We start from the raw sequence: 26,206 nt of genomic DNA on the forward strand, positions 1-26,206 counted from the left end.
TGCTACTTGCTCCGTCCAATCAATTGCAGGAACTCCTGACGGGTGTTGCTCGACTCGCGGAAGGCGCCGAGCATCACCGAGGTGTTCATGGTCGAATTCTGTTTCTCGACGCCGCGCATCATCATGCACATGTGCTGGGCTTCGATCACTACCGCAACACCGGCGGCCTGGGTGACGCGCTGCACCGCCTCGGCGATTTCCCGGGTGAGGTTTTCCTGGATCTGCAAACGCCGGGCGAACATGTCGACGATTCGCGCGATCTTCGACAGGCCCAGCACCTTGCCGGTAGGAATATAAGCCACATGGGCCTTGCCGATGAAGGGCAGCAGATGATGTTCGCAGAGCGAGTAGAGCTCAATGTCGTCGACGATCACCATTTCATCGTTGTCAGAGGCGAACAGCGCGCCATTGACAATCTCGTCGACGCTCTGCTCGTAACCATGACACAGGTACTGCATGGCCTTGGCCGCTCGGGCCGGAGTGTCCAGCAAACCTTCGCGTTCAGGGTCTTCGCCCAAGCCTATTAAGATTTCACGATAATTCTGGGGCAGCGATAGGGTCATGGAACATCCTCGCGGGGGGCGGCCTATTTGACGTGCCGTCCGCCGTTGACGGTCAGGGTCGTGCCGGTGACATAAGGGTTGTCCAGCAAGTAGCGCAGGCTCTGGTAGACAACCTCGCTGCCGGGTTCGATACCCAGCGCAGACTTGGCCAGGGCCTTGGCGCGGTACGCCGCGTCGTCGTCGGGGTTAAACAGTAGCAGGGCCGGCGCGATACCGTTGACCTTGATGTTCGGGGCGTATTTCGCGGCGAAGGACAAGGTCAGGCTGTCGAGCCCGGCTTTACTGGCGCAATAAGCGATGTGCTTGCTGCTGCCCCTGCGTGTGACATCGTCGCTGATATGCACGATGTCGGCGGGGCTGGAGCGCTCCAGCAAGTCGGCACAATGCAGGTTGATCAGATAGGGGGCCAGCATGTGCACGCTGAACATCTGGGTGAATGCGGCCACTTCGGTGTCAGGGGTTTCGGCCAGCCAGGCGGAAGCGTTATGCACAATCGCCCGCAAGCTCTGGGTATGGGCTTTGAGTTGCGTGATAAACGCCAGGATCCCGGCCTCGCTGGAGAAGTCGGCAAACAGTGCAATCGCGCCAAGGTCGCGCAGTGTTTGCACGCCCGGGCGTTCGCTGCGGTAGCTGATGATCACGCGGTGACCTTCTTCCAGCAGCCGCTGCGCGCAGTGCAGGCCGACACGTTGGCTGGCGCCGGTAATGAGGATCGGAGCTGAGGAAGAGGTCATGGATGGCTCGCATCGCGGGTATGGCAAAACTATACCAGCGACGAGTGCTGCATACCTACGTCAAGCGCTACCCCTGTAGGAGCATGGCTTGCCCGCAATGAAGGCGCCCCGGTCTATCTGTTACAACCGGTTATCGTTCATCGCGGGCAAGCCATGCTCCTACAGGGCCTGCGATCTTTTAACGATTCTGGGTGGACGGTGCCGTGGGCAATGGCCGCCCCTGTGTGTTGTTCAACCAGCCGGCCAGCAGGTGGGTCGACAGCGGGATGAAGAAGTAGACCATCAAAGGCGTCAGGGCCAGGGTGCTGACGAACACTCGGGGCAGCAGGCTTATGTCACCCAGCAGCGGGCCGAGTACAAAGTTGAACAGTAGCGAGACCGGGAAAAATGCCAGCCAGATCGCCACGGCCTGTTTCCAGCGAGGTGGACGTTGCCCGGCGGCACCGAACCAACCGTCGATGCCACTGACCCGATGCTCGGAAGGGTGGGCAAACAACTCGCTGCCACGTGCCAGCCACGCCGTGCGCGAGACGGAATGCTCCCACGCATGCAGGGTTTGCTCATCGGCGAAGCGGAAAATAATCTGGAATTCGTCATCGCCGGGCGGCGGTGCGAGCACGCCAGAGCCGAGATAACCAGGAAAATCAGTGGCCAGTTGTTCGCCTTCGCGCAACCAGGCGATCAGGTCCTGATAACGTCCGCTGGCAACGCGACGCGCAACCATAAGGGTGACGGGTGAGGTAGACATTGTGCATCTCCGTAGGGCAAGCACGCGGTTCCGGGTAGGAGGCGTACAAAACGCAGCACCGGGGTAAAGGGCTGCGTTTAAAGACAAGCAAGGATTATTCCTGGTTTTGCCAGATGCACTCGATAGTTTGTCGGATGTACAGCTCTTGCAATGTAGGAATACGATGAGGGATAAATGGGATCCAATCTGACACGGACGTCCTAGAACTCATGGTGACCATTACTGAACCTTCCCAGACCTTGCAATCTTCTCGTCTGGAGAAGCAGGAGAAACTGTTCCCGATTCGTGAAGTGGCGCACCTCACGGGCGTCAATCCGGTGACCTTGCGTGCTTGGGAGCGGCGCTATGGGTTGATTCAGCCGACACGCACCGAAAGTGGGCATCGGCTGTATTCCATGCACGATATTGAGCGGGTTCAGAGCATTCTTGGTTGGACCGTACGGGGCGTGGCAGTCAGCAAGGTGGGCAAGATTCTGGCGAAGATCAGCGAAGTACAAGCATCGCCAAGTATCATTGCGGACGAGTCAGTTCAGGCTGACTATGTTCAGTGGCAAACGCAGATCAAAGCGGCGCTCAATAATTTCGACGATGTGGAATTGGGACGGATTTATGGGCAGGTATTTTCCACGTATTCCCTGACCGTGGTGTTCCAGCTCATTTTGATGCCGCTGTGGATACAGTTACTCCAGCAACACGATCTGTTCGGAGAAACCAGCGAGTGGGTGATGCTGGACGGGTTTCTACGTACCAGAGTTCTTCAGCGGCTATTTTTGTTGCGGGGGACGCAGCAGTTGCGGGTAGTCGTTTCTGCTATTGATGGGCAGTGCCGCAAGCTTGAGTTGCTATTGGCGGCTTTGTATATGGGCAGTGCGCAGGTGGGAATCAGGCTGTTGGCACTGGGGCAGCCTTTTAATGAACTGACTCTGGTCTGTGAAAGGATCAAGCCGCACGCGTTGGTGCTGTTCTCCAATCAAGCGCCTACACCTGACTTTATCCGTCGTGTGAATCGCTTGGCGATGGGCCTGGATTGCCGCCTGATGCTGGCTGGTGATTCGGCGGATCTGGCACAGGAGAGCCTGGTCGGATCGTCGATTGGCTGTATTGGAAGTGAAGGGGGACTGATGCAGCAACGTTTGCAGCAGTTCCTCGCGGGAACGCTCGATACCTGACGCTCAGATGTGCAGCGCGGGATGTGTCAGGCGATGCTGCTGGAGAATGAACTGACGCAGGCGTTCGGTTTCATCCTTGTCGCTTTGGTTGAGGCGATAGGCGTAATAGCCCTGTTCGGTTTCTCGTTCGAACGCCCCGCGCAACGCAATGCGTTCGTAGCCTGAAGGGCTGAACCACAGTGCGAAACTTTTCGGCGGCTTGGTACGGTTTCGTACCTCCAGCAAGACTCCCTTGAACGACACTTCGTGCACCCACAGCGTGCCGGGTTGGCCTTTGGCGTTCTCCAGGGCTACGGGTTCTTCAAGCGCCAGACGCCAGGGGCGAACCATCGGTCCGTCTTCGTAGATGCTCGGTACGCCCAGGCGCAAATGCAGCGCATGAAACTCATCCTCCACCAGGTGCAGAGGAAAGGTCATTTGCTGATTTTCGAAGTGTGCCTGGATGGTGACCTGCTCGTTGGCCGCCAGACGTGTCAATAAATCGCGGATTTGCGAGCCCCCATTCACCAGCAGGCTCGACGTCGCATCGCGAACATTGAGCTGCGGGTTGTGCTGCATGGTCTGGATGAAATCCAGTTCATCCTGAGTCAGGAGGGTATCGCGATGCATGGTTCGCTCGAAAGAGATAATTACAAAGTCACTGGTGATTGTAGTTAATGACCATTAATTCGACAGCTTGTTTTGACCGTTTGTCGCTTTGAGTGCCTGTAGTTCCGCTTGAACTTCGGCCAGTTGGGCTTCCAGTTGGTTAACCCGTTGTTGCGTCTTGACCTGAAGGGTGACGTCTTTCTGCACGCCGATAAAGTAAGTCTGCTTGTCATTTTCGTTGTAGACGGTTGAAAGCGACAGCTCATTCCAGAAGTGTGTGCCGTCCTTGCGATAGTTGCGCAGTATTTCCCGGCAGGATTTTCCACCCTTCAACGTTTCGCGGATCAGGTTGAGTGCAGCTTGGTCGCGGTCCCCGGACTGGAGAAAGCGACAGTCCTGATACAGGATTTCTTCAGCGCTATAGCCGGTCAGTTTTTCGAAGGCGGGGTTAACGTAGATCAGGATGTTGTCTTCGCCTTCCCTTTCCGCGATGACGATTCCATCGTTCGAAGCGTTGATTGCCAATTGCATCAGTTGGGCATTGATCATCAGAGAATCCTTTCTGCATCGAATGACGAGCTGCATTCTATGACATGGTTGTGGACTGTCCACTGGTCATCAGAGCTAATTGCGAGGCAATCGCAGCTTTTTTTCCTCAGCTGTTAATATCCGGGTCTTTTACTCTGCTTCAGGATCTGATTGATGAAAGTCGCCATTCTTTCCGGCTCGGTGTACGGCACGGCTGAAGAAGTCGCCCGGCATGCGGCCAACCTTCTCAAGGCTGCAGGTTTTGAAACCTGGCACAACCCGCGTGCAACCCTGGCCGATGTCCAGGCGTTCGCTCCACAAGCCTTCCTGGTCGTAACCTCGACCACGGGTATGGGCGAGTTGCCGGACAACCTGCAACCGCTGTATTCGATGATTCGCGATCAACTGCCCGCTGCCTGGCGCGGTTTGCCGGGAGCGGTGATTGGCCTGGGGGATGCCAGCTACGGCGACACTTTCTGTGGTGGCGGTGAACAAATGCGTGAGCTGTTCGGTGAATTGGGCGTGCGCGAAGTGCTGCCCATGCTGCGCCTGGACGCCAGCGAAAGCGTGACCCCGGAAACTGACGCCGAACCTTGGTTGGCGGAACTGATTAGCGCGCTGCGCGGCTGACCGGACACATGCACCTGTTTGCGACGCCGCTAATGAACCGGGTGTTGTGACATCGCTCACGTCTTTTAGCGGCCGAAGGCTTGCTGACTCGTTGGGTCAGTAAGCTGGCTGCGAATGCAACTACACGAACCCCGACAGCTGACTAGACTGCGTTTACCCCTACGAAATAAATAATAAGAACCAGAGGTCCTTGCCGTGAGCGTAACCCCCGTTCAATCGACATCCGATGTGCAAGACCAGGTTAGCGCCGCCGAGTGGCAACCCCGTGTCGATCTGGCGGCCTGCTATCGGCTGGTGGCGCTGCAGGGGTGGGACGTTCTGATCTTTACCCAGATCAAAAGTGCTCAAGGGATGGGCGGCGCGTTGGCCTGGCCGGCGTTGCTGCGCAAACTCGATCAACAAGCTCCGGGTTACAGACTCTAATGGCGCTCTCCGAGATCCCTCTGTGTGTCTGGCGCAAACGCGGACAGAGCTTTGTGTTCCGTGGCCAGACCATTCGCTATTGGGTGGCCGGGCAAGGTGAGCCCTTGTTGCTGATCCATGGATTCCCCACCGCCAGTTGGGACTGGCATTACCTTTGGCAACCCTTGACCCAACGGTATCGGGTGATCGCCTGCGACATGCTCGGTTTTGGTGACTCGGCCAAGCCACTGGACCATGAATATTGCCTGTTGGAGCAGGCCGATTTGCAGCAGGCACTGCTGGAATATCTGGGTGTCCGGCAGCCTGTGCACCTGCTGGCGCATGATTACGGCGACAGCGTGGCTCAGGAGTTGTTGGCCCGGCATAGTGAGACGCGTGTCGAGATTGGCAGTTGTGTATTCCTCAATGGTGGCCTGTTTCCCGAAACCCATCAGCCGGTGTTGATGCAAAAACTGTTGCTCAGTCCGTTGGGCTGGATGATCGGACGGGCGTTCAGTCGGGATGGGCTGGTCAAGAGTTTCCGGCAGATCTTTGGTCCCCGGACCCGTCCAAGTGAAAGCGAACTGGACGATTTCTGGAGCCTGATCGACAACAACCGTGGCACGCGGATCATGCACAAGCTGATCAACTATATCCCGCAACGTCGCATACAGCGGGACAGGTGGGTCAAGGCCATGCAGGCGGGCAACGTTGCGATGCGGGTGATCGATGGCGAAGTCGACCCGGTGTCTGGCGCCCACATGGTCGAACGCTACCGCCAGTTGATCCCCAATCCGGACACGGTATTGCTACATGGAATCGGTCATTACCCGCAAATCGAGGCGCCGATCCAGGTGCTCAAGCACTACCTGGCGTTTCGTGACCAGCTGGATCCCCCGGCGCTGAAAGCCGCCTGTTCCTGACTCGCAGACTTTCAGCGCCGGTTTGCCGGCGATCCCCCCGGTTTAGAACGCCACCGACGTCTGCATGTACACCGTCCGTGGCTCGCCCAGGTATTTGCCCTTGTTGTTGTCGTCGAACGAGCGGGTGAAGTACTGGTGGTTGAAGATGTTCTTCACCCCGACGGCGACGGTCAGGTCCGACAGTTGTGGACCGAAGTCATAGGCGGCGCGGCTGCTGAACAGCATGTAGCCGGGGATGGTGCCGACGTTGCCAGCGGCATTTTCCCTGGAGGTGTTGGCGTTGTCGGCGAACTGGTCGCTCTGGTAACTGCTGTCCAGGTTGAGCTTCCATGGGCCTTCGGTGTAACCGACGCCGAGTGTGCCTTTGTGGCGCGAGGAGAACGGTACGCGATTGCCCTTGTTCGGCCCGTCTTCGCGGATGGTTGCGTCGACGAAGGCGTAGGTGGCATAGACATCGAAGCCGGCCAGCGCCGGGTTCAAACTTTCCAGCGCGTAGTTGACGCTGGTTTCGATCCCCTGATGCCGCGTCTCGCCGCGCGCAATCACCGAATCGTTGGTCTGGTTGCTTTCGTACTGATTGTCGAAGTTGATCAGGAACGCGCCAATCTCGGCTCGCAGGTTGCCATTGTCGTAGCGCGTGCCGAGTTCCCAGGTCCGGGCTTTCTCCGGTTTGACTTCACCGCTGGTCACTCGATTGGGCATCTGGCTGTACTGCACGCTGCCGAATGACCCTTCGGTGTTGGCGTAGAGGTTCCAGCTGTCGGTCAGGTGATACAGCACGTTCAACGCTGGCAACGCCGTGTTGTAGTCGCCTTTGTAGTTGACGTTGGTGAGGTTGTTGGTCTGTTGCGACTCGATCATCTCGTAGCGGACACCCGGGGTAATAGTCCACTTGCCGATGTCGATCCGGTCATCGACGAAAAACGCATTGGCCTCGGTGCCGCCCCGGGTGTCGCGATCATTGCGGCTGTCGGTGCTCGGCAGTTGCTGGTTGGCGCTGATCGGCGTGCGGTAGCGCAGCTCGTGGCCGGCTTCGTTGAGGTAGCGGTAGCCGACGCCGACTTCGTGGCTGGTCTGACCGAGGTCAAAGCCTTGGGCGAATCGGGTTTCCACACCACGTACCCAGTACTCGCGCGGCGACAGCGAAAGGAAGCTGCCCTGATCCAGATAACCGCTGCGCAGGGTTTTGGTGAAGAAGCTGTTGACGGTGAATTCGCGGCGGTCTTCCTGATAGCGGTAACCGACGTTGAACATCGTCCGACGACCCCAGAACTGATCGTGCGGGCGGGTCGACTGATACGGGTCGGCCTTGTAGTCGGCGACGTTCAGACCGCCGGGCATGTCGGCCGTGCCTTCGTAATACTGGGCCATGGCATTGAAGCTGTTGGCCTCGTCGAGCTGGTATTTGCCCTTGAGAATCAGGTCATTGATTTCACTGTCGCTGTGTTCGCGCCAGTCGCCGCCACGGGTGCCGGAATAGAGGATAGCTCCGCCCAAACCGTTGTCGGCGGTGCCGCCGGCCAACAGGTTGCCGGTCGTCTTGAAACCGTCCTGGCTGGAGGACGGGCTGGTCTCAGTCTGCAAGCCACCTTTGACGGTTGGCTCGTCGGGGATCGCCCGGGTCACGAAGTTGACGATCCCGCCAACGTTCTGCGGACCGTAGCGCACTGCACCGCCACCACGCACCACATCGACCGCATCCATGTTGCCCATGCTGATCGGGGCGAACGACAACTGCGGCTGACCATAAGGCGCGAATGGCACCGGGATGCCATCCATCAACACCGTTGAGCGCGATGCCAGGCGTGGGTTGAGGCCACGGATGCCGAAGTTCAGCGCCATGTCATGGCTGCCGGTGCCGTTGTTTTCCGGGGCGTTGACGCCAGGGACGCGGTTCAATACGTCGCGGGCCTGGGTCGCTCCCTGGCGTTCGAATTCGTCACGACGGACCACATCGCGGGCGCCCGGATGTTCGAACACGTTGATCTGCGCGGCATCGCCCAGCCAGTCGCCGACCACATTGGACGTGCCGAGCTCCAGCGCGGCGGGTGTTGCGTTTGCATCGACCGGTTGCAGACTGAACGCGTTGTTGCCTTCGGCCCGCGCTTGCAACCCAGTGCCTTCGAGCAACGTCTTCAACCCCGCTTCGGTACTGTAGCTGCCTTCCAGGCCACGGCTTTGCACGCCGCTGGTGACCTGCGAGCCAAACGAGATCAGCACACCCGCTTCACGACCAAACTGATTGAGTGCGCTTTCCAAAGAGGTCGCAGCGATGTGGTACGGCTTCGCTTCGCTGGCAACAGCCAGCGGCAAGGCGCCGAAGCTCAGGCTTGCGCCCAACAGAAGTTGGCGCAGCGAGCGGGCGAGGGGAGTGAGGCGGGTGGGCATGAAGACGATCCTGAGAAGAGGGGAATCAAGGTGGCTTTCCTTCTCTGTCACGCCAGATCTGAAAAACGGCTCACTGAAAATGAAAATATTTTTGGATGGCTCTGCGATCTTTTCAAACACGTGCCTGAACGGTCACCCAATACCGGGTAAAGCGTTTCACTTTGACCGGCAGGCTGATTTCCAGCAGGTCGAGGATTCGCTCGCTGTCGTCCAGCGGATAACTGCCGGAGATCAGCAGGTCGGCGACCTGAGCAGCGCAGTTGAGTTGGCCACGGCGATAGCGGCCCAGTTCATCGAGAAAATCCGCCAGGCGCATGTGGGCTGCGACGAGCATGCCGTCGGCCCAGGCGCCGCTGTTGGCGTCCAGCGCACGCGGTGAGTCCAAACCAGGGCCGTTGAAACTCAGTTGCTGGTTTTTCTCTATCAGCAACGTTGAACCGCTGGTGGACGTCAGTTCGACACTGCCATCGAACACCGCCACCTGAGTGCGCTCGCGGAACTGCCGCACGTTCAAGCGCGCAGCATGCGGGCGAAGAATGCCCTGAGCCGTCAGCAGTTGCAGCGGCCGAGGGTCCTTGGCGCTGGTCAGCAGGATTTCGCCTTCAAGCAAGCGAATCAACCGTTGCTGACCATCGAAACGCACATCGACCGAACTGTTGGTGTTGAGCTGCAACTGGCTGCCATCGTCGAGCTGCCATTGACGGCGCTGGCCGATGGGGCTGCGGTAGTCGGCCAGCAGCGGTGTCAGCGGATTGTGTTCACGCAGACCCCAGGTAACCGCCGAGCCGGCCCCGAGGATCAACAACAGCTTGAGTGCCTGACGACGACTGCCGGACTTCGGCGCATTGAGGGTCGAATGAACCAGTGGCGACGACAAACCGCGCAGCCGCTGATTGACCCGCTGAATATGTTCCCAGGCCCGTTGGTGTTCGCTGTGGGCGCTCAACCAATGCTGCCAGGCGTGTTGCTGGCATGGGCTGAACGGGCCTTCCTGCATTTCGATCAGCCAATACACGGCTTGCTCGGCCACCTGCGAAGAGAACTCCGCTTGGCTGTTCGGGGCTGGGTACATGGTGATGCTCACAGGGCGAAGTAGCAGCGCAGGGCGGCTTTGTTCAAATGACGTTTGACCGTGGCGATGGAAATGCTCAGCTCGCGGGCGATCTCGCCATAGCTGAGGCCATCGACCTGGGCCAGCAGAAAAGCGCGTTTGACCGGGCGTGGCAGACCGTCAAGCAACTGGTCGAGCTCCATCAGGGTTTGCAGGATGATCGCTTTGTGTTCTTCCGACGGCACCGCAATTTCCGGCAGCTGTGCCAACGCCTCAAGGTAAGCGCGCTCCAGATCCTGACGACGGTAATGGTTGAACAGCACCCGTTTGGCGATGGTCGTGAGGAACGCCCGCGGCTCGATGATCTGCGGTGTTTCCCGTGCGCTCAGAACCCGGATGAAGGTGTCCTGCGCCAGGTCGGCGGCGCTGTGCGGGCAGCCGAGCCTGCGTCGCAACCAGCCTGTGAGCCAGTTGTGATGGGCGTGATAGAGAACTTCGACGGTATTGGATGGCTGCAACGCGACCACTCCGACAGCATTCAAATGCTTTAGAGAACAAGAATTGTTCGCATTGTAGTGGTGGATCACTGCATCCGGCAATCAGCGCAGACCGACAGAGTCGCGTTCTCTCATCAGAGCCTTTTGCATATGAGAATATTTATCATTAATATTGGCGCACCGTTGACCCTGTGTAGGGCATGGACCACGTTGAGTCGGCCTTTGATGATCAATACTCCACCCGAATCCCAGAACATCGACGGCTCCGACAGCCCGGACAGTCGCGCGTATTTTCTGCAGGTATTCTTGTCCCAGCGACCGCAAATGGAAGCGTTGGTCAGTCGACGCGTGGGCTGCCGGGCGACGGCTGCCGATCTGGTGCAGGACCTGTTTCTACGTTTCTGGCGCCGACCGTTGGTGCACGTCGAAGAGCTCAACACTTACTTGCTGCGCTGCGCCGGCAACATCGCCATCGACCATCTGCGCAGCGAAGGCGCGCGGGTTCGACTCAACGAAGGCTGGCTGCCGGAGCAACAGCACAACCTCAGCGTCGAGCCGCAAGCGGCGCTGGAAGCCGGCAATGACCTGCGCCATGTCGAGGCGGCGTTGCGCGGTTTGCCCGAACGTACCCGGCAGATTTTTCTGCTCAACCGCATTCACGGGCGCAAGTACGCCGAAATCGCCAAGGCCATGGGGCTTTCCCAAAGTGCCGTGGAAAAACATATGATGCGCGCCCTCGAAGCCTGCAAGGCCAGTCTGCGAGAACCTGAATCACGCACGCCAGGGACAGCCCCGTGAATCACACCGCCAGCGTCACTCCGACGCCCGCTCAGGAGCAGGCCGCGCTGGCCTGGCTGAGCCTGTTGCACGATCAGCCGAGCAGCGGCGATCAAGCCACGTTCAGCCGTTGGTTACAGGCCGATCCGGCGCATGCCGAAGCCTATGCCCAAGCGCAAGTGGTCTGGGAAATGAGCGAAGCACCGGCTCGTACCCTGGCCGACGAAGATGCCTTTGCCTTGCAGGGTTATCTCAATGCGATGCACCGCTCCAGGCGTTCCGGCGTGCGGCGCTGGTCTGGCGGTTTGGCCATGGCCGCCTGCTTGCTGCTGATGGTTTCGATAGGCGCCGGCTGGCAGCCATCGCATTGGTTCGATGATTTAACGGCGGACTACGTCTCGGCACCGGGTGAAGTGCGCAACGTAACCTTGGCCGATAAATCCCGAGTCATCCTTGATGCCGACAGCGCCATTGCCGTGGATTTCAGCCACGGTGAACGGCATGTTCGGCTGCGTCGCGGTGCAGCCTTTTTCAGCGTGACCCATACCGGTGAGCCCTTTATGGTCGATGCCGAAAAAGGCGAGGCGCGGGTCCTCGGCACGCAGTTCGAAGTGCGCTTGCAACCGGCGGGCGCGCAGGTGACGGTACTCTCTGGACGCGTCGGTGTGACGCCGACCAAGGGCGCCGAGCAGCAGGTGCTGACGGCCGGCCAGCAAGTGGCTTATGGCGCCGGCACCGCGGCAAAACTCCACGCGGTCGACAGCGAAGCGCAACTGGCCTGGCGTCAGGGCTGGCTCAATTACTACAAGTCACCCTTGGCCGATGTGGTGAAAGACCTTGGCCGCTATTACCCGGGGCGGATCGTGGTGCTCAACGACGACCTGGCCGCGCGACGGATCAGTGGCAGCTTTCCAAGCAAAGACCCGCAAGCGGTGCTCGATTCCCTGCAAGGGGTGTTGGGGTTCGAGCAGCACAGCCTGTTGGGACGGGTGATTATTCTGCGCTGAGAGTGAGGGCGATATCGAGCCCTCACGATGCGTCATCCAATGGTCATCTCAATAGTCCCTTTCTGTAACCAAAACGATACAACTCCCGAGGATGATCTTCGCATTCCTGAGCAAATGGTCAGGAACCGCCGGAGGGCACATTCATCGTTCAGATGATTGAATAACAGGGAGAGGTGCGATGCGCAGTTGGGATGTTACCCACAAGAAAAAAGCTCACATCGAGATCATTCCGATGATCGACGTGATGATGTTTCTGTTGGTGTTCTTCGTATTGATCAGCCTGAACGTGATTCCGGCCGTGGGCATCAAGACCCAGTTGCCGGTCGCCAGTCAGGCACAACAACTCAAGCCACAAAACAAAGCCATCATTACTCTTGGTCTCGACGAGCGCTTGCAACTCGACGGTCAGGACATCAACGAAAGTACCTTGCTAACGCAACTTAAAGTGCTGAATAACGGCGCCGAGAAGTTAGTCATTATCATCAACAGTGATCAGGGCGTTGAAGTCAAACGCCTGGTGTCGGTGATGGATTTGCTCAAGGGCAATGGCTTCTCTTCCGTTTCTATTGCTACGCGCAAGACCTGACGCCATGTTCAGTCTTTATAAAGCTCGCCAATGGATCGCGTGCCTGCTGCCGGCTGGCCTGGTGGTTATCGTGATCTACACCAGCCAGTTGCAGAGTTTGCAGATCAAACCGGTGTATGACGACAGCACGGTAGAAATCGCGCTGATGGATGCGGCCGAGTTGCTGGCCATCGTCGAACCTGAGCCTCCAGCTCCGGAGCCCGAGGCGCCGCTGATCGAGCCCGAAGTAGTGGAGCCGGTGGTCATTGAACCGCCTAAACCAAAGCCTGTGGTGAAACCCCGGCCACCAGCGCCAAAACCGGTAGTGGTCAAGCAAGCACCAGCGCCTGCCGCCACCGCAGCCATGGCGAAAACCACTGCGCCGGTACCGGCTCCGGTGATCACGACCGCCGCGCCAAAACCCGCCACAACCGTTGCAACAGCGGCCGCGGCGCCGAGCAATGCAGCGCTGGAAAGTGTGTACACCACCGCGCTGCGCAAAGAACTGGAAAAGCACAAGCAATACCCCAGCAGCCGCGAAGCGTCACTGCAACGCCCGCATGGCGATGTGGTGATCTGGCTGGAAGTCGATCGCGCCGGCAACGTGTTGAACAGTGGTATCGAAAGCAAGGCGCCGAACATGTTGCTCAACCGGGCGGCGCAAACCAGTTTGCGCCGTGTGGAGAAAGTCTCGCCATTCCCCTCCGATGCGTTTTCCGGGAAGGACAAACAGCGGTTTACCGCGACCTTTAGTTACAACCTTGAATAGTTTCAACCTGGAATAACCCGCCATCCACTAACAGATAGATGTATGTAAGGGATTACCCGTGAAGATCAATAAACTCTATGCCCTGCTATTAGCATCGGGCCTGGGCGGCTTTGCGCCGCAAGTACTGGCTGATGACTCGGTAGATGTCGGCGCGGTGAATGTGACCGGCAAACAAACCCTGGGCAACGGCCATATGATCAAGGAAGAAAGTGCCAAGTCGCGCTCCACCGTGACCAAAGAAGCCATGGACGAAATGGCGCCCACCGCCAACGCCCTGGACAAGCTCAAGTACACACCGGGGATCAACGTTTCCAGTACCGATGCCACCGGACTGAGCGGCACCAGTTTCACTATGCGCGGGATGAACTCCGATCAGGTCGGCCTTTCTTCCGATGGATTCCCGATCAATGATTCGGGTGACTACAACATTTACCCGAACCTGCTTGGCGATCCGGAAAACCTCGCCGAAGTGTTTGTCACTCAGGGCTCCGCCGAGGCCGACGGCCCGCACATCGGTTCCAGCGGCGGCAACATCGGTCTGGTGACGATTCGCCCGGAGAAGGATCCCGGCGTCTTCGTCAAACAGGCCCTGGGTTCAAACAACCTGCACAAGACCTTCGCGCGGATCAACACCGGTGATCTGGGCGGCTTCAAGACCTGGGTTTCGGCGTCGCATACCGAGGGCGACAAGTGGCGGGGCAAGGGCTCGTTGCTGGCTGACAAGGTGGAGTGGAACACCTTGTTCGAGGACGGCAATGGCAACTCGACCAACGCCATCGTCAAATACAACCGGCAGGAAAACTACAACTACAACACCCTGAGCAAAGCGCAGTTCGAGAACCAGGGGCGACGTCTGGACTACTCCGAAAACACCGTCTACAACAAGGCCGGTCAGGTGTTGCAGTCCTTCAAGCTCAACCGTAACCCCTTCGAAAGCGTGACGTCATCGATCACCCAGCGCTTTCAACTGCGCGATGACCTGAGCCTGACGTTCAACCCGTATTACGTCTGGTCCAGCGGCGGCAGCTACAGCGGCCAGACCTCCACGGCACTCTCCGGCACCTCGGACAAGGCCGGTAACTTTGACCTCACGGGGCTGGGTGCCAACACCTACTACCGACCGTCCTGGACCGAGACCTGGCGCCCCGGCATGACCAGCAAACTCAAATGGGACATCAACGATGAGCACAGCCTGGACGTTGGCTACTGGTACGAGCGCGCTCGCCAGCGCCAGACTCAGCCGTTCATTGCGATCGATCCCGGCGGCAGTCCGGTGGATATATGGGGCGACTATGGCGCGTCCAATCAATTGGTCGACCGAAACGGCAAGACCGTTCAGGGCCGCCATCAATACACCGTGACCCCGGCGCAAAAGCTGTGGATTCAGGACACCTGGCTCGCCACGCCGGACCTGACGTTGACCGGTGCACTGGCGTATCAGTACGTCGAGCGTGAAGGCGACAACCTTGGCAGCCTGACCGACAAGCCGGAAAAGAAGGACGCCCGCTACCACGAGTTCCTGCCCAGCTTCAGCGCCAAGTACCAGATCGATGCGCGCAACCAGACGTTCTATAACGTCACCCGCAACATGCGCACGCCGCCCAACTTCGTGCTGTACAACAAGGGCGACTCCATCAGCCTGAAACCCGAGTTGAGTTGGAACCAGGAGCTGGGCTGGCGCTACAGCGAAGAGGCCATGGCGCTCAGCGCAAGCCTGTTCTACATCACCTTCAAGGATCGGCAGCTGTCGACTACCGACCTCAATGGCGACTTTGTCGTGGCCAACGTCGGTGAAGTGACCAACAAAGGCCTGGAGCTGGAGTGGAGCGGTTTACTGCCGCACAACTTTAACTATTACGCCTCGTACACCTACACCCGTTCCGAGCAGCAGGACGATTTCAAGAACAAGGGCGTGTTGCTGCCAACCTCCGGCAAGCAGCTGACCAACGTGCCGCAGAACATGCTCAACCTCAGCCTGGGTTATGACGACAGCCGCTTCTACGGCAACGTCGCGGGCAAGTACGTGGGCAGTTACTACGGCGATTTGACCAACGACGAGAAGATCGCCGGGCGCACTGTGGTCGACCTCAATGCCGGCGTGTACCTGCCGGTCGACAAGAAGGTATTCAAGAAGGTGACCCTGCGCTTCTCGATGCTCAACGTATTCGACAAGGAATACCTGGCCTCGGTGCGCACCGTGTCGTTCAACTCGCAACCCACCAATGGCCTGGCCCCAAGTACCGCGTACTACAACGTCGGCGAAGAACGCACGGCCGTGGTTTCGCTGGAAGCGGCTTTTTGATTTCGCTGAATTCGTTCTGACTCCGAGGGTTTACCGATGGACATGAATCTGCTGCACGACATTACCTTCTACACCCTGTACGGCGCGGCTGCGATTGCCGCTTTCATCGCCGTCGAACGCGGAATTTACTTCAGCTTCAGCCTGCGGCAGGCGAAAAAACTCGAAGCAGTGCTCAACCCGACCATGCACGCTGTCGAGGACCTTCCCGCCGCGTTGCGCCAGCGCAACAGCTTGCCACTGGAAATGCTTGAAGCGCTGTTTGCGCATAAACAAGGGCTGGCGACGCACAAGGATCTGGAAGACCTCAGTGAGTCGATCTACATTTCTACCCGCAGCAAGCTGATGCACGGTTTGTGGTTGCTCGAAACCGTGGTTACCGCAGCGCCATTGCTGGGGTTGCTGGGGACGATTCTGGGGATCATCGACACCTTCAAGGCATTGGCCGAGACCGGCGTTTCGGACCCCGGTGAAGTCTCCAAAGGCATTGGGACTGCGCTGTACGCCACGGCGCTTGGGATCGCCGTCGCGTTGGGCAGCATGATTTTCCACAACCACTTCCAGGACCGGGTCGAGCGTATTACCGACCACCTGAAAATCCTCCTGCTGCGTGCAGGGATGGGTACTACGCTAAAGCAGGTTGAAGTGCCGCAAGCGATACACGGCCAACTGCAATCGGCCTGATCTCCTGCGGATTTCGATAAGCGAACAAGGATGAACCCATGACACATCATTCCCTGCCAAGGCTGCTCAGTGCAGTCGCCCTGGCTGTCGCCGCGCTGGGCGGTTGCGCCCATGTTCAGCCGCCAGCCCAACCGGTTGCCGTGAACATCGTGGCAATCAACGACCTGCACGGTTACTTGCAGGCCAATCCGTATTCGGTTCGTGACAGCGCGGCCGCTGACGGTGTGCGCATGCTCAAGGCCGGGGGCATTGCGACCCTCGGCGGGATGCTGACGCAACTGCGCAAGGACGATCCGCAGCTGTTGTTCATCGGTGCCGGTGACCTGGTGGGTGGCAGTCCGCCGCTGTCGGCGATGTGGGCCGACGAACCGACGCTCGAAGCGCTGCGGTACATGGACATGAAACTCAGCACCATCGGCAATCATGAGCTGGACAACGGCAAGGCGGAGTTCCTGCGCCAGCTCAATGGCGGCTGCGAATCGACTCGTCCGACCAAGGCCTGTCAGTTTCGCGCCCGCTATCCCGGCAGCGGTTTCCCGTACCTGGCGGCGAACCTGATCGACACCGATACCGGCAAAACCCTGTTGCCGCCGTACCGTATCGAGGAGGTCAAAGGCCAGAAGATTGCCTTTGTCGGCGCGGTCCTGCGCGATGTTGCCTCCGTGGTCAGCGCCAAGGGCCTGCAGGGTTTGCGTACCGAGGACGAAGCCGAGTCGATCAATCGGCTGATCCCGGAACTCAACCGCCAGGGCGTCAATGCGATTGTCGCGGTGGTGCACCAGGGCGGCTCAACCCCCGAACCCTACGACAAACAGGACTGCAGCCAGCTGAGCGGCGATATCGTCGATGTGGCCAAGCGTCTTGATCCGGCAGTCGATGTGTTGATCAGCGGGCATTCCCATAAGGGTTATCTGTGCAAGGTCGGTTCTCTGCTGGTGACTCAGGGCAGTTCCTATGGGCATCTGATGACCCACCTGACACTCGACGTGACCCCCGGTCAGCATCGGGTCACGCGCATTCAAGCGGCCAACTTGCTGGCCGATCCGGCGCAGTATCCAGCCGATCCACAGATGCTTGCCTTGGAGCGGGAAGTCGAAGCACGCAGCAATAACGTGCTGCTCAAACCCGTCGGCACCATCGCGGCTTCACCGATCACTCGACGTGCGAATGCGGCGGGGGAGACGCCGTTGGGTGACTTGATCGCCGATGCTCAACTGGCGGCTGGCGCTGCACATGGCGCGCAAATCGCTTTCATGAACAACGGTGGCATTCGTGGTGACCTGGCCCTGGAGCCCGGTCTCAAACGCCTGAACTATGGGCAGGTGGCGACGGTGCAGCCGTTCAACAACACCCTGATCGCCTTCGACCTGAAGGGGCGGCAACTCGAACAATTGCTTAATCAGCAATGGAAAACCGCAGGTGATTTTAATGCGCTGCAAGTTTCCAGGGGCTTCAGCTATCGCTGGGACTCTACGCGCCCGTTGGGTAGCCGGGTGATCCCCGGCAGTGTTCGTCTCAACGGTAAGCCAGTGCAGCCTGAGCGCAATTATCGACTGGTGGTGAACGGCTTTCTGGCCGACGGTGGCGATCGCTTCAGTCTTTTCAAACAGGGAATCAACCGTAGGGATTTGCAAGTGACGGACCTGGATAGCCTGATCGATTACTTGCACCGCATGGATCAACAAGGCAAACCCGTTGGTTCTGCGAAGAGTGCAGGGCGCATCGTGAAGGTGAAATAGCGCTGTTACGGGTCATGATCGTTCCCACGCGCAGCAAAGGAATGCCTCAACGGACGCTCCGCGCTCGGCACTTGGGGCGCAGAGCGTCCCGGGCTGCATTCCTTTGCTGCGCATGGGAACGATCAGCAGCAGGCGAAAATAATTTCAAAAAAGGTGTGAGGTAAACCCGAGTGACATTCGTGTAGTGGTGAAAGTGCGATTCATTCGCATCCGCAGCATTTCTACACACAGGTCACGAGCAATGAAGTCCAGGGCAAAATCGGCGGCAGGCGGTTTGGTTAAACAGTGGTTTGGCGCTTCTGCGCTGACCGTTTCGGTGTTGGCCTCGTTGCCGTTGAGCGTGGCGTGCGCCGCGCAGGCCAGCGAGCAACACAGCGCGCTGTTCAGCTTCAGCATCGCCGCCAAACCCTTGCCCCAGGCTCTGAGCGACTTCAGCCGAATCACCGGCATCAGTGTGGTTTACACCGATGAAGCGCCCTACGGTCTCAGCGCACCGGCCATCAAGGGCGAGATGAGCGCCGAACAAGCCATGCAGCGCTTGCTCAGCAAATCCGGTTTCACCTTCCGCCAGACCGACGCCCATACCCTGGCCCTTGAACCACAGCCCACCGAAGGCGCGCTGAATCTCGGCGCGACCACCATCACCTCGGCGGTTGAGCAACCGATGAGCTATCAGCCGCCGTCCACCACCTCAGTGGCACGTTCATCGGCCTCGCTCCAGGAAATCCCCCAGACCATCAACGTGGTCCCGGCCCAGGTGCTGCGTGACCAAGTGCCGCGCAACCTGGACGATGCGCTGGCCAATGTCAGCGGCATCACCCAGGGCAACACGTTGGGCAGCACCCAGGATTCGGTGATGACTCGCGGTTTCGGCGACAACCGTAACGGCTCGATCATGCGCGACGGCATGCCGCTGGTGCAGGGCCGTGGCCTGAACGCCTCGGTGGATCGGGTCGAAGTCCTGAAGGGGCCGGCCTCGTTGCTCTACGGCATCCAGGACCCGGGCGGCGTGGTGAACATGGTTAGCAAGAAGCCCGAATTGCAGCCATACAACGCCTTGACCGTGCGCGGCTCGAGCTATGGCAACGGCAAGAACGGCAGCGGCGGCAGCCTCGACAGCACCGGGCCACTGGGCGACTCCGGTCTGGCCTACCGAATGGTGCTGGACCACGAAGACGAAGACTACTGGCGCAACTTCGGCACGCACCGCGAGACCTTGATCGCGCCGTCCCTGGCCTGGTTCGGCGAGAGCACCAAGCTGTTGTTCGCCTACGAGCACCGCGAGTTCTTCGCACCGTTCGACCGTGGCACGGCCATTGACCCGCGTACCAATCATCCATTGGACATCCCGCGTGGTCGTCGTCTCGACGAGCCGTTCAACAATATGGAAGGCCGTTCGGACCTGTACCATTTCGAAGCTGACCACGAGCTCAACGACAACTGGAAAGCCCACTTCGGCTACAGCTGGAACCGCGAAACCTACGACGCCAGCCAGGTTCGCATCACCGCCATCGACCCGAAAAAAGGCACGCTGACCCGCAGCATGGACGGCACCCAAGGCGCCCTGACCACCGACCGTTTCACCACTGCCAGCCTCGAAGGCAAGGTCGATGTGGCCGGTATGCAACACGATCTGGTGTTCGGTGTGGATGACGAATACCGCAAGATCTACCGCGCCGACCTGATCCGGCAGAAGAGCCTGTTCCCGTCTTTCAGCTATCTGGACCCGGTCTACGGCCGTGAAGTGGCAGGCACCACGGTCAGCGCAGCGGACAGCAATCAAACCGATCTGCTGCGCAGCGATTCGGTGTTCCTGCAGGACTCGATCCATCTGAACGACCAGTGGATTCTGGTGGCCGGCGGACGCTTCCAAGAGTACGACCAGTACGCCGGCAAGGGCCGTCCGTTCAAGGCCAACACCGACAGCAACGGTCAGAAATGGGTGCCGCGCGCCGGCCTGGTGTATCGCTATACCGACGAGTTGTCGTTCTACGGCAGCTACACCGAATCCTTCAAACCGAACTCGACCATCGCGCCATTGAGCGGCAGTACGGTCGTGCTTGATGGCAGCTTCGCACCGGAAGAAGCCAAGTCGTGGGAACTGGGGGCCAAGCTCGACATGCCGGGCCGCATGACCGGTAACATCGCGCTGTTCGACATCAAGAAACGCAACGTGCTGGTGGCCAACTCCGAGAACCCGCTGGTCACCACTTACAGTGCGGCCGGCGAAGTGCGTTCCCGTGGCCTGGAGATCGACCTGACCGGCCAATTGAGTGATCGCTGGAGCATGATCGGCAGCTACGCCTACACCGACGCCGAGGTCACCGAAGATCCGGACTACAAAGACAAGCGACTGCAAAACGTGGCGAAAAACACCGGCTCGCTGTCGGCGGTCTATGACTTCGGCACCATCGTCGGTGGCGACCAGTTGCGGGTCGGCGCGGGCGCCCGGTATGTCGGCGAGCGGGCCGGCAACGCGGTGAACGACTTCGACCTGCCGGGCTACACCGTGGCCGACGCCTTCGCCACCTACGACACCAAGCTCGACGGGCAGAAGGTCAAGTTTCAGCTCAACGTGAAGAACCTCTTCGACCGCACTTATTACACCTCGGCCGTCAGCCGGTTCTTTGTGTCGATGGGCGATTCGCGTCAGGTGTCGTTGTCCAGCACCCTGGAGTTCTGATGAAAACCTTGAAGATTGCCATGTTGGCCTTGGCATTCAGCGGCGCGGCGTTTGCCGCGCCGGCACCGGATGCCCGGGTTTACCATCGCGAGCAGCAGGTGAGCTTGCCCGGTTCGGGAGACAGCTGGGGCTTTGTCGCCCTCGACCCGACGCGGCCTTATCTGTTTCTGGCCCGTCGTGAAAATGGCCTGAGCGTGTTCGATGTCGAGCAGCAACGTCTGCTGAAAACCATCGACGGCTCAGCGGGCGCCAACGGCGTGGTATTCGTGCCGACGTTGAACCGGGTGTTCGTGCTCAACACCGACGGCAGCCTGGGCGTGGTCGAGTTGTCCACACTCAAACTGCTCAAGCGCATCCCGGTGGCCCAGAGCAACCTCAACAGCGCGGTGTATGAACCGCGCACGGGGCAGGTGATCATCGTCAGCGGTCGGCGCGCCGATCGTTCGACCTTGTTCGTGTTCGATCCGAAGCAAGAGCGCATCAGCGCCGCGCATGAACTGGACGTGAAGAAAATCGATCCGTTGCTGGTCAAGGGCGACGGCAGTTTCTTCCTGCCGATGCGCGATGAGGGCAAGGTCGCACGTTTCTCGGCAAGCACTTTTGAAGTCCTCGACACCTGGCAATTCGAAGGTTGTACGCGGCCCAGTGCCCTGGCTCAGGATGCCGAACGCGGGCGTCTGTTCATTGCCTGCCGAGGCGAAAAGCCGCAACTGGTCGTCGCCGATCTTCAGAGCGGTGCGCTGAAGGCCCGTCTGCCGATCACCCGTGACGTCAATGCCCTGGCCTATGATGCGGACAACCGGCAGTTGCTGATCCCCAGCGGAGTCGATGCCAACCTGAGCATCGTCCAGCAGCTCGATGCCGATCACTACCAGGCGCAGGCCAGCGTCAGCACGTTGCCGATGGCCTACAACATGGCCTTCGATCCGCTGAGCAAAAAGCTTTACCTGCCAGCGATGGACTTCACCCAGCCCGCGCCGAGCAAGGCGCAACCCAAGCCGGATCCGCTGTTTCACGCCAACACCTTCTCGGTCACCACCCTGGTTCCGTAGCCGCCGTTAACGCAAAAACGCCTGACGATATTCGCCGGGCGTACCCTTCATGGCCTGACGAAAGCGATTGGTGAAATGGCTGGCGCTGGCAAAGCCGCAGGCCAGCGCGATCTCTCCAAGCGGCTGTGAGCTGTTGCGCAACAAATGCCGGGCGTGAGTCAGGCGGCGGGCCAACAGGTATTGATGCGGCGGCAGGCCGAAGCTCTCGCGGAACATCCGCGCGAAGTGGTACTCCGACAACGCACACAGACCGGCCAGTTGACCGAGGCTGATGGGCTCGGCCAATTGCTGGTCGATGTACTCGATCAGCTGTCGACGCTGATGTGCCGCCAGCCCACCCTTGAGGCGCAAACCCTGGCGCAGGCCGACCTGACTGAGCAACGTGTGGCTGAGCATTTCGTGTGCGAGGCTGCTGGTCAGCAGGCGTTCGCCGGGCTCGTTCCAGTTCAATTCAATCAACTGACGGAAACGCCGGGCTTGCACCGGGTCTTCGAGAAAGGTGCTTTCCTGCAATTGCAGCTCACGCGGTTCACGGTCGAGCAGGGTGACGCAGCCGAGGGCAAATTGCTCGGGACTGAAGTACAGGTGAGCCAGGCGGATTTCACCGTTGATCACCCAGGCCGACTGGTGTTCAGCGGGCAAGATGCAGAGTTTGTCCGGGCCGCCTTTGGTGCCGGGCTGTTCACGGCGAAAGGTCCCGGTGCCACCGGCGATGTAGCAGGAGAGGGTGTGATGACCGGGCGCTTCATAGTCCTGGGCATCGTGATGGTTGCTCCACAGGGCTGCAGCCATGCCGTCACCGAGCTCGGCGCTGTGCTCAAGGCGAGCATTCGGCGAGCGGTTGAGGGCTTGAAAGACTTGCAGGGTTTCCAGTGCGGGCATGATCGGTTCTCTCCAACGCCTTGCATCCTACTCCGTCGCCTTGACGCTGCCAGCCCGTCGACCGACAAAAGCGCAAGTTTATGCAAGCGCACGGTCTGCCTCGGGCACAGACTGAAGGCCATCTTCAGGAGTTGCCTACATGAACCTCTCGCTATACCTGCTCACGGTGCTGATCTGGGGCACCACCTGGATCGCCTTGAAACTGCAACTGGGGGTAGTGGCGATTCCGGTGTCGATCGTTTATCGCTTCGGCCTGGCATCGCTGGTGCTGTTCGTGATGTTACTGCTCAGCCAACGTCTGCAAGTGATGAACCGTCGCGGTCATCTGATCTGCCTGGCCCAGGGGTTGTGCTTGTTCTGCATCAATTTCATGTGCTTCCTCACCGCCAGCCAGTGGATTCCCAGCGGTCTGGTCGCCGTGGTGTTCTCCACCGCCACGCTGTGGAATGCGCTGAATGCGCGGGTGTTCTTCGGTCAGAAAGTGGCCCGCAATGTGCTGATGGGCGGCGCGCTGGGGTTGATCGGGCTGGGCTTGTTGTTCTGGCCGGAACTGGTCGGCCATACCGCCAGCCCGCAAACCTTGCTTGGCCTGGGTCTGGCGCTGCTGGGCACACTGTGTTTCTCGGCCGGCAACATGCTCTCGAGCCTGCAACAGAAAGCCGGCCTCAAGCCACTGACCACCAACGCCTGGGGTATGGCCTATGGCGCCGCGATGCTGTCGATGTACTGCCTGGTCAAAGGTATTCCCTTCGACATTGAATGGAATACTCGTTACATCGGCTCGTTGTTGTACCTGGTGATTCCGGGCTCGGTGATTGGTTTCACCGCATACCTGACCCTGGTCGGGCGCATGGGGCCTGAACGTGCGGCTTATTGCACCGTGCTGTTCCCGGTAGTGGCATTGAACGTGTCGGCCTTCGCCGAAGGCTATCAATGGACCACACCGGCTTTGGCCGGGTTGGTACTGGTCATGTTGGGTAACGTGTTGGTGTTTCGCAAACCCAAGGCGCGAGTGACGGTGGGCAGTGGCAAGTTGGCGTGATCGATCAAGTTACACTGTGCATTGTCGGGTTCAGCAGTGCGGCGTTTATTAATGGTCGGTCTTCAGTGACAGATAAATAAGCGCCGTCATCATGTAACCGATAATGCTTCGGGTCCATGCCATGGCATTCCATTCTGCGGAAGTGTCCATATCGAACCATTCATTGGCGATTACTTGTATGCAGAAGTAATACACGAAAATGCCGATCATCAAACCGACAATTCCGTATTTCTTTGCCTCGTGGAACTCTTTGCGCGGCGCATTGAGTTTTGTGTAAAGCTGATAGGCCCCCAATAAACAACAGGCGGTGTAGGTTGTCTCCAGGGTGATGATCATCCAGTAGATTCTATGGTGCAGCATGGGGGAAGTGATGGCGCGATAGCGCAGGGCTTCGTTGGGGCGGGTCGTGTCCATGCTGAGGATATGTCCAACGAATTCGTAGTTGGAGTCGTAGTCGGTCACATTGCTGAATACGACAAGCAAGCCAAATACTCCCGCCATTAAAACCAGGGCCAACTTACTGCGCCTGATCAGACAGGCTGTTGTGAAACTTCTCATGTTACGTACTCTCCATTCCGGTTCCTGCAGTGTGCAGGTAATTGGGGCAGGAGTTTATAACGCGAAAAAAATGGCGGGCAGAGGACTGAATTGCAAGTTGTGTCCTGGCGTACTTCGAGTGATAACTTTTATTTGGGGTTTGTCTACTGTCAGATGTGACAGTAGACGCCTGGGTGCGTTCTGTTTAGCGTGGTCCGGGTTCTGGAAGGCGTCTCGACAATATCTCAGGTGGAGTTCCCATGAATAAAGATCAACTTGCAGTCGTCGCGAATATTCGTAAGTCTTTAAATAATCAGAATTATTCGAACGCGGCTTTGCCGCCGGCGCCATTTATCCAGTTGCTGGATGCTAATGGCAAATTGAGTCATGCGCGTGTTTCGAAGGATGGGCTTTGGGTGGAGCTTGGTTATGACGAATTCGAGCCCGGCGACACAGTCCGTTTTTATCTGGGGAGTGCCACCCCCGGAATTGTCGATTATGAAGCCGAATATACGCTGGAAACAGAGAAAAAAATCGAGGCGTTAGTGCCTGAAGACACGATCAATCGACTGATTGGCGAAACGGCATTTGCACTGTACTTCGTGAATGAAACGACACCGTCTAATTTCAAGTATTTTGATGTCATCGAATGACGTGATGCGTTGTCGTAATGGGACAGGGCACGTTCAGGTCGAACGTGCCCTGTTTCTATCAACCCTTCCACACCTGCGGATTAACCAGATCCTGCGGTCGCTCGCCCAACAGCGCGCTGCGCAAGTTGGCCAAGGCGCGGAGGGCCATCGCTTCGCGGGTTTCATGGGTGGCCGAACCGATGTGCGGCAAGGTCACGGCGTTCTTCAGCTGGAACAGCGGCGACTCGGCCAGCGGTTCCTTCTCGTAGACATCCAGCCCCGCCCCGCGGATCCGGTTGTTCTGCAAGGCCTCGATCAGCGCCGGTTCATCGACCACCGGGCCACGGGAAATATTCACCAGAATCGCGCTCGGCTTCATCAATGCCAGTTCGCGATGGCTGATCAGGTGCCGGGTCTTGTCGCTGAGCGGCACTACCAGGCAAACGAAATCGGCTTCGGCCAGCAACTGATCAAGGCTGCGAAACTGCGCGCCGAGTTCCTGTTCAAGGTTGGCCTTGCGGCTGTTGCCGCTGTACAGAATCGGCATGTTGAAGCCCAGACGACCGCGCCGTGCGATCGCCGCACCGATGTTGCCCATGCCGACGATGCCCAGGGTTTTGCCATGCACGTCGCAACCAAACAGCGGCGCGCCGACCGTGGCCTGCCATTGCCCGGCCTTGGTCCAGGCGTCCAGCTCGGCGACGCGTCGGGCACTGCTCATCAGCAAGGCAAAGGCCAGGTCGGCGGTGCTTTCGGTCAGCACGTCCGGGGTGTTGGTGAGCATGATCCCGCGTTCGTTGAAGTAGGCCAGGTCGTAGTTGTCGTAGCCGACCGAGACACTGGACACCACTTCGAGTTTGCTGGCGTTCTCCAATTGGGCCCGACCGAGCTTGCGACCAACTCCGATCAAGCCGTGAGCGTGGGGCAGGGCTTCGTTGAACTGTGCATTGATGTCACCCAGCTTGGGGTTGGGCACGATCACATCGAAGTCGTGTCGCAAGGACTCGACCATTTCGGGCGAGACACGGCTGAAGGCAAGTACGGTCTTTTTCATCGCAGGAAGGCTCGTCAGGCGGAGGAGAATGCCAAGCACGCTAACATTCTCTGACGGGGTTTTGCGAGAGCCACAGGCTGTGGGCGAACACAAACCCTGTGGCGAGGGAGCTTGCTCCCGCTCGGCTGCGCAGCAGTCGTCAGCCTTTCAATCTCGACTTACCTGAATTAGCTCATTGACGCGATTGCGAGCGCTGCGCACTCGAGCGGGAGCAAGCTCCCTCGCCACACTGGATCGGGTCAATCCTTAGGATCAATTGGCCA

General features: G+C 58.9%; 25 protein-coding genes and 1 pseudogene. 15 read left to right on the forward strand and 11 right to left on the reverse strand.

Annotation, left to right across the window (positions count from 1 at the left end; genetic code table 11):
• Nucleotides 1–2: 2 nt before the first annotated feature.
• From folE to KRR23_RS10495, 3 genes are all read right to left on the reverse strand, one after another.
• Nucleotides 3–563, reverse strand: coding sequence for a GTP cyclohydrolase I FolE (gene folE / locus KRR23_RS10485; protein WP_054593957.1), 561 nt, complete (start codon nt 561–563; stop codon nt 3–5).
• 23 nt (nt 564–586) lie between these two features.
• Complete coding sequence (folM, locus tag KRR23_RS10490; protein WP_216742434.1) at nt 587–1,297, reverse strand: dihydromonapterin reductase; 711 nt, start codon at nt 1,295–1,297, stop codon at nt 587–589.
• A 178-nt stretch (nt 1,298–1,475) separates the two neighbouring features.
• Nucleotides 1,476–2,045 (reverse strand): antibiotic biosynthesis monooxygenase, encoded by a 570-nt coding sequence (locus KRR23_RS10495; protein ID WP_216742435.1) that lies wholly within the window; start codon nt 2,043–2,045, stop codon nt 1,476–1,478.
• A 209-nt stretch (nt 2,046–2,254) separates the two neighbouring features.
• On the opposite strand from KRR23_RS10495, the gene KRR23_RS10500 reads away from it, so the two are divergent.
• Nucleotides 2,255–3,214, forward strand: a complete 960-nt coding sequence (locus KRR23_RS10500) for a MerR family transcriptional regulator (protein WP_216742436.1) — start codon at nt 2,255–2,257, stop codon at nt 3,212–3,214.
• A 3-nt stretch (nt 3,215–3,217) separates the two neighbouring features.
• Here the strand turns inward: KRR23_RS10500 and KRR23_RS10505 are convergent, their stop codons facing one another.
• Together KRR23_RS10505 and KRR23_RS10510 are read right to left on the reverse strand one after the other, a co-directional pair.
• Complete coding sequence (locus KRR23_RS10505; RefSeq protein WP_216742437.1) at nt 3,218–3,823, reverse strand: hypothetical protein; 606 nt, start codon at nt 3,821–3,823, stop codon at nt 3,218–3,220.
• Nucleotides 3,824–3,877: 54 nt separating this feature from the next.
• Entirely contained in the window at nt 3,878–4,351 is a 474-nt protein-coding gene (locus tag KRR23_RS10510; RefSeq protein WP_123582652.1) for a PAS domain-containing protein, read from the reverse strand.
• A 153-nt stretch (nt 4,352–4,504) separates the two neighbouring features.
• Between KRR23_RS10510 and KRR23_RS10515 the strand changes: the two genes are divergently transcribed.
• The 3 genes and pseudogenes from KRR23_RS10515 (at nt 4,505) to KRR23_RS10525 (ending at nt 6,285) form a co-directional block, all read left to right on the forward strand.
• A complete protein-coding gene (locus tag KRR23_RS10515; RefSeq protein ID WP_216742438.1) occupies nt 4,505–4,960 on the forward strand; it encodes a flavodoxin in 456 nt (151 codons plus the stop codon).
• 195 nt (nt 4,961–5,155) lie between these two features.
• Nucleotides 5,156–5,302, forward strand: a pseudogene (locus KRR23_RS10520) (class II aldolase); the annotation flags it as partial.
• Nucleotides 5,303–5,382: 80 nt separating this feature from the next.
• Nucleotides 5,383–6,285: an alpha/beta fold hydrolase gene (locus tag KRR23_RS10525; protein ID WP_216742439.1), complete on the forward strand. Its 903-nt coding sequence runs from the start codon at nt 5,383–5,385 to the stop codon at nt 6,283–6,285.
• Between the two features lie 42 nt (nt 6,286–6,327).
• On the opposite strand, the gene fecA is transcribed toward KRR23_RS10525, so the two are convergent.
• The 3 genes from fecA to KRR23_RS10540 form a co-directional block, all read right to left on the reverse strand.
• On the reverse strand, nt 6,328–8,673 hold the full coding sequence (gene fecA, locus KRR23_RS10530) for a TonB-dependent Fe(3+) dicitrate receptor FecA (RefSeq protein WP_216742440.1): 2,346 nt from the start codon (nt 8,671–8,673) through the stop codon (nt 6,328–6,330).
• Between the two features lie 112 nt (nt 8,674–8,785).
• Complete coding sequence (locus tag KRR23_RS10535) at nt 8,786–9,745, reverse strand: FecR domain-containing protein (protein WP_216742441.1); 960 nt, start codon at nt 9,743–9,745, stop codon at nt 8,786–8,788.
• Between the two features lie 8 nt (nt 9,746–9,753).
• Entirely contained in the window at nt 9,754–10,242 is a 489-nt protein-coding gene (locus KRR23_RS10540; RefSeq protein WP_216742442.1) for a sigma-70 family RNA polymerase sigma factor, read from the reverse strand.
• A gap of 204 nt (nt 10,243–10,446) precedes the next feature.
• Here KRR23_RS10540 and KRR23_RS10545 point away from each other — a divergent pair, with 204 nt between their 5' ends.
• The 9 genes from KRR23_RS10545 to KRR23_RS10585 all read left to right on the forward strand — a co-directional run bounded on the left by KRR23_RS10545 (nt 10,447) and on the right by KRR23_RS10585 (nt 21,796).
• Nucleotides 10,447–11,019 (forward strand): RNA polymerase sigma factor, encoded by a 573-nt coding sequence (locus KRR23_RS10545; protein ID WP_216742443.1) that lies wholly within the window; start codon nt 10,447–10,449, stop codon nt 11,017–11,019.
• Nucleotides 11,016–12,005: a FecR family protein gene (locus KRR23_RS10550; protein WP_216742444.1), complete on the forward strand. Its 990-nt coding sequence runs from the start codon at nt 11,016–11,018 to the stop codon at nt 12,003–12,005. The genes KRR23_RS10545 and KRR23_RS10550 overlap by 4 nt, the downstream gene beginning before the upstream one ends.
• A gap of 178 nt (nt 12,006–12,183) precedes the next feature.
• Nucleotides 12,184–12,591: a biopolymer transporter ExbD gene (locus KRR23_RS10555; protein WP_216742445.1), complete on the forward strand. Its 408-nt coding sequence runs from the start codon at nt 12,184–12,186 to the stop codon at nt 12,589–12,591.
• 4 nt (nt 12,592–12,595) lie between these two features.
• Nucleotides 12,596–13,339: an energy transducer TonB gene (locus KRR23_RS10560; RefSeq protein WP_216742446.1), complete on the forward strand. Its 744-nt coding sequence runs from the start codon at nt 12,596–12,598 to the stop codon at nt 13,337–13,339.
• Nucleotides 13,340–13,397: 58 nt separating this feature from the next.
• Nucleotides 13,398–15,641 (forward strand): TonB-dependent receptor, encoded by a 2,244-nt coding sequence (locus KRR23_RS10565; RefSeq protein WP_216742447.1) that lies wholly within the window; start codon nt 13,398–13,400, stop codon nt 15,639–15,641.
• 36 nt (nt 15,642–15,677) lie between these two features.
• Nucleotides 15,678–16,322 carry a MotA/TolQ/ExbB proton channel family protein gene (locus KRR23_RS10570; protein WP_216742448.1) on the forward strand — a complete coding sequence of 215 codons (645 nt, stop codon included), beginning with the start codon at nt 15,678–15,680 and terminating at the stop codon, nt 16,320–16,322.
• 38 nt (nt 16,323–16,360) lie between these two features.
• Entirely contained in the window at nt 16,361–18,061 is a 1,701-nt protein-coding gene (locus KRR23_RS10575) for a bifunctional UDP-sugar hydrolase/5'-nucleotidase (RefSeq protein WP_216742449.1), read from the forward strand.
• 241 nt (nt 18,062–18,302) lie between these two features.
• A complete protein-coding gene (locus KRR23_RS10580; RefSeq protein WP_216742450.1) occupies nt 18,303–20,744 on the forward strand; it encodes a TonB-dependent receptor in 2,442 nt (813 codons plus the stop codon).
• Nucleotides 20,744–21,796, forward strand: a complete 1,053-nt coding sequence (locus KRR23_RS10585) for a hypothetical protein (RefSeq protein WP_216742451.1) — start codon at nt 20,744–20,746, stop codon at nt 21,794–21,796. Before KRR23_RS10580 ends, KRR23_RS10585 begins: the two co-directional genes overlap by 1 nt.
• Nucleotides 21,797–21,802: 6 nt before the next feature.
• On the opposite strand, the gene KRR23_RS10590 is transcribed toward KRR23_RS10585, so the two are convergent.
• Nucleotides 21,803–22,678, reverse strand: coding sequence for a helix-turn-helix domain-containing protein (locus tag KRR23_RS10590; protein ID WP_216742452.1), 876 nt, complete (start codon nt 22,676–22,678; stop codon nt 21,803–21,805).
• A 139-nt stretch (nt 22,679–22,817) separates the two neighbouring features.
• Here KRR23_RS10590 and KRR23_RS10595 point away from each other — a divergent pair, with 139 nt between their 5' ends.
• On the forward strand, nt 22,818–23,720 hold the full coding sequence (locus KRR23_RS10595; protein ID WP_216742453.1) for a DMT family transporter: 903 nt from the start codon (nt 22,818–22,820) through the stop codon (nt 23,718–23,720).
• Nucleotides 23,721–23,768: 48 nt separating this feature from the next.
• On the opposite strand, the gene KRR23_RS10600 is transcribed toward KRR23_RS10595, so the two are convergent.
• The gene (locus KRR23_RS10600) at nt 23,769–24,278 is read right to left on the reverse strand and encodes a DUF2165 family protein (protein ID WP_216742454.1); all 510 of its coding nucleotides are present in this window, start codon (nt 24,276–24,278) and stop codon (nt 23,769–23,771) included.
• Between the two features lie 239 nt (nt 24,279–24,517).
• Here KRR23_RS10600 and KRR23_RS10605 point away from each other — a divergent pair, with 239 nt between their 5' ends.
• Nucleotides 24,518–24,910, forward strand: coding sequence for a hypothetical protein (locus tag KRR23_RS10605; RefSeq protein WP_216742455.1), 393 nt, complete (start codon nt 24,518–24,520; stop codon nt 24,908–24,910).
• Between the two features lie 58 nt (nt 24,911–24,968).
• On the opposite strand, the gene KRR23_RS10610 is transcribed toward KRR23_RS10605, so the two are convergent.
• Nucleotides 24,969–25,943 carry a D-glycerate dehydrogenase gene (locus KRR23_RS10610; protein ID WP_216742456.1) on the reverse strand — a complete coding sequence of 325 codons (975 nt, stop codon included), beginning with the start codon at nt 25,941–25,943 and terminating at the stop codon, nt 24,969–24,971.
• Nucleotides 25,944–26,206 lie beyond the last annotated feature (263 nt).

This window comes from Pseudomonas sp. CVAP#3 (assembly GCF_018986375.1).
GTDB lineage: Bacteria > Pseudomonadota > Gammaproteobacteria > Pseudomonadales > Pseudomonadaceae > Aquipseudomonas > Aquipseudomonas helvetica.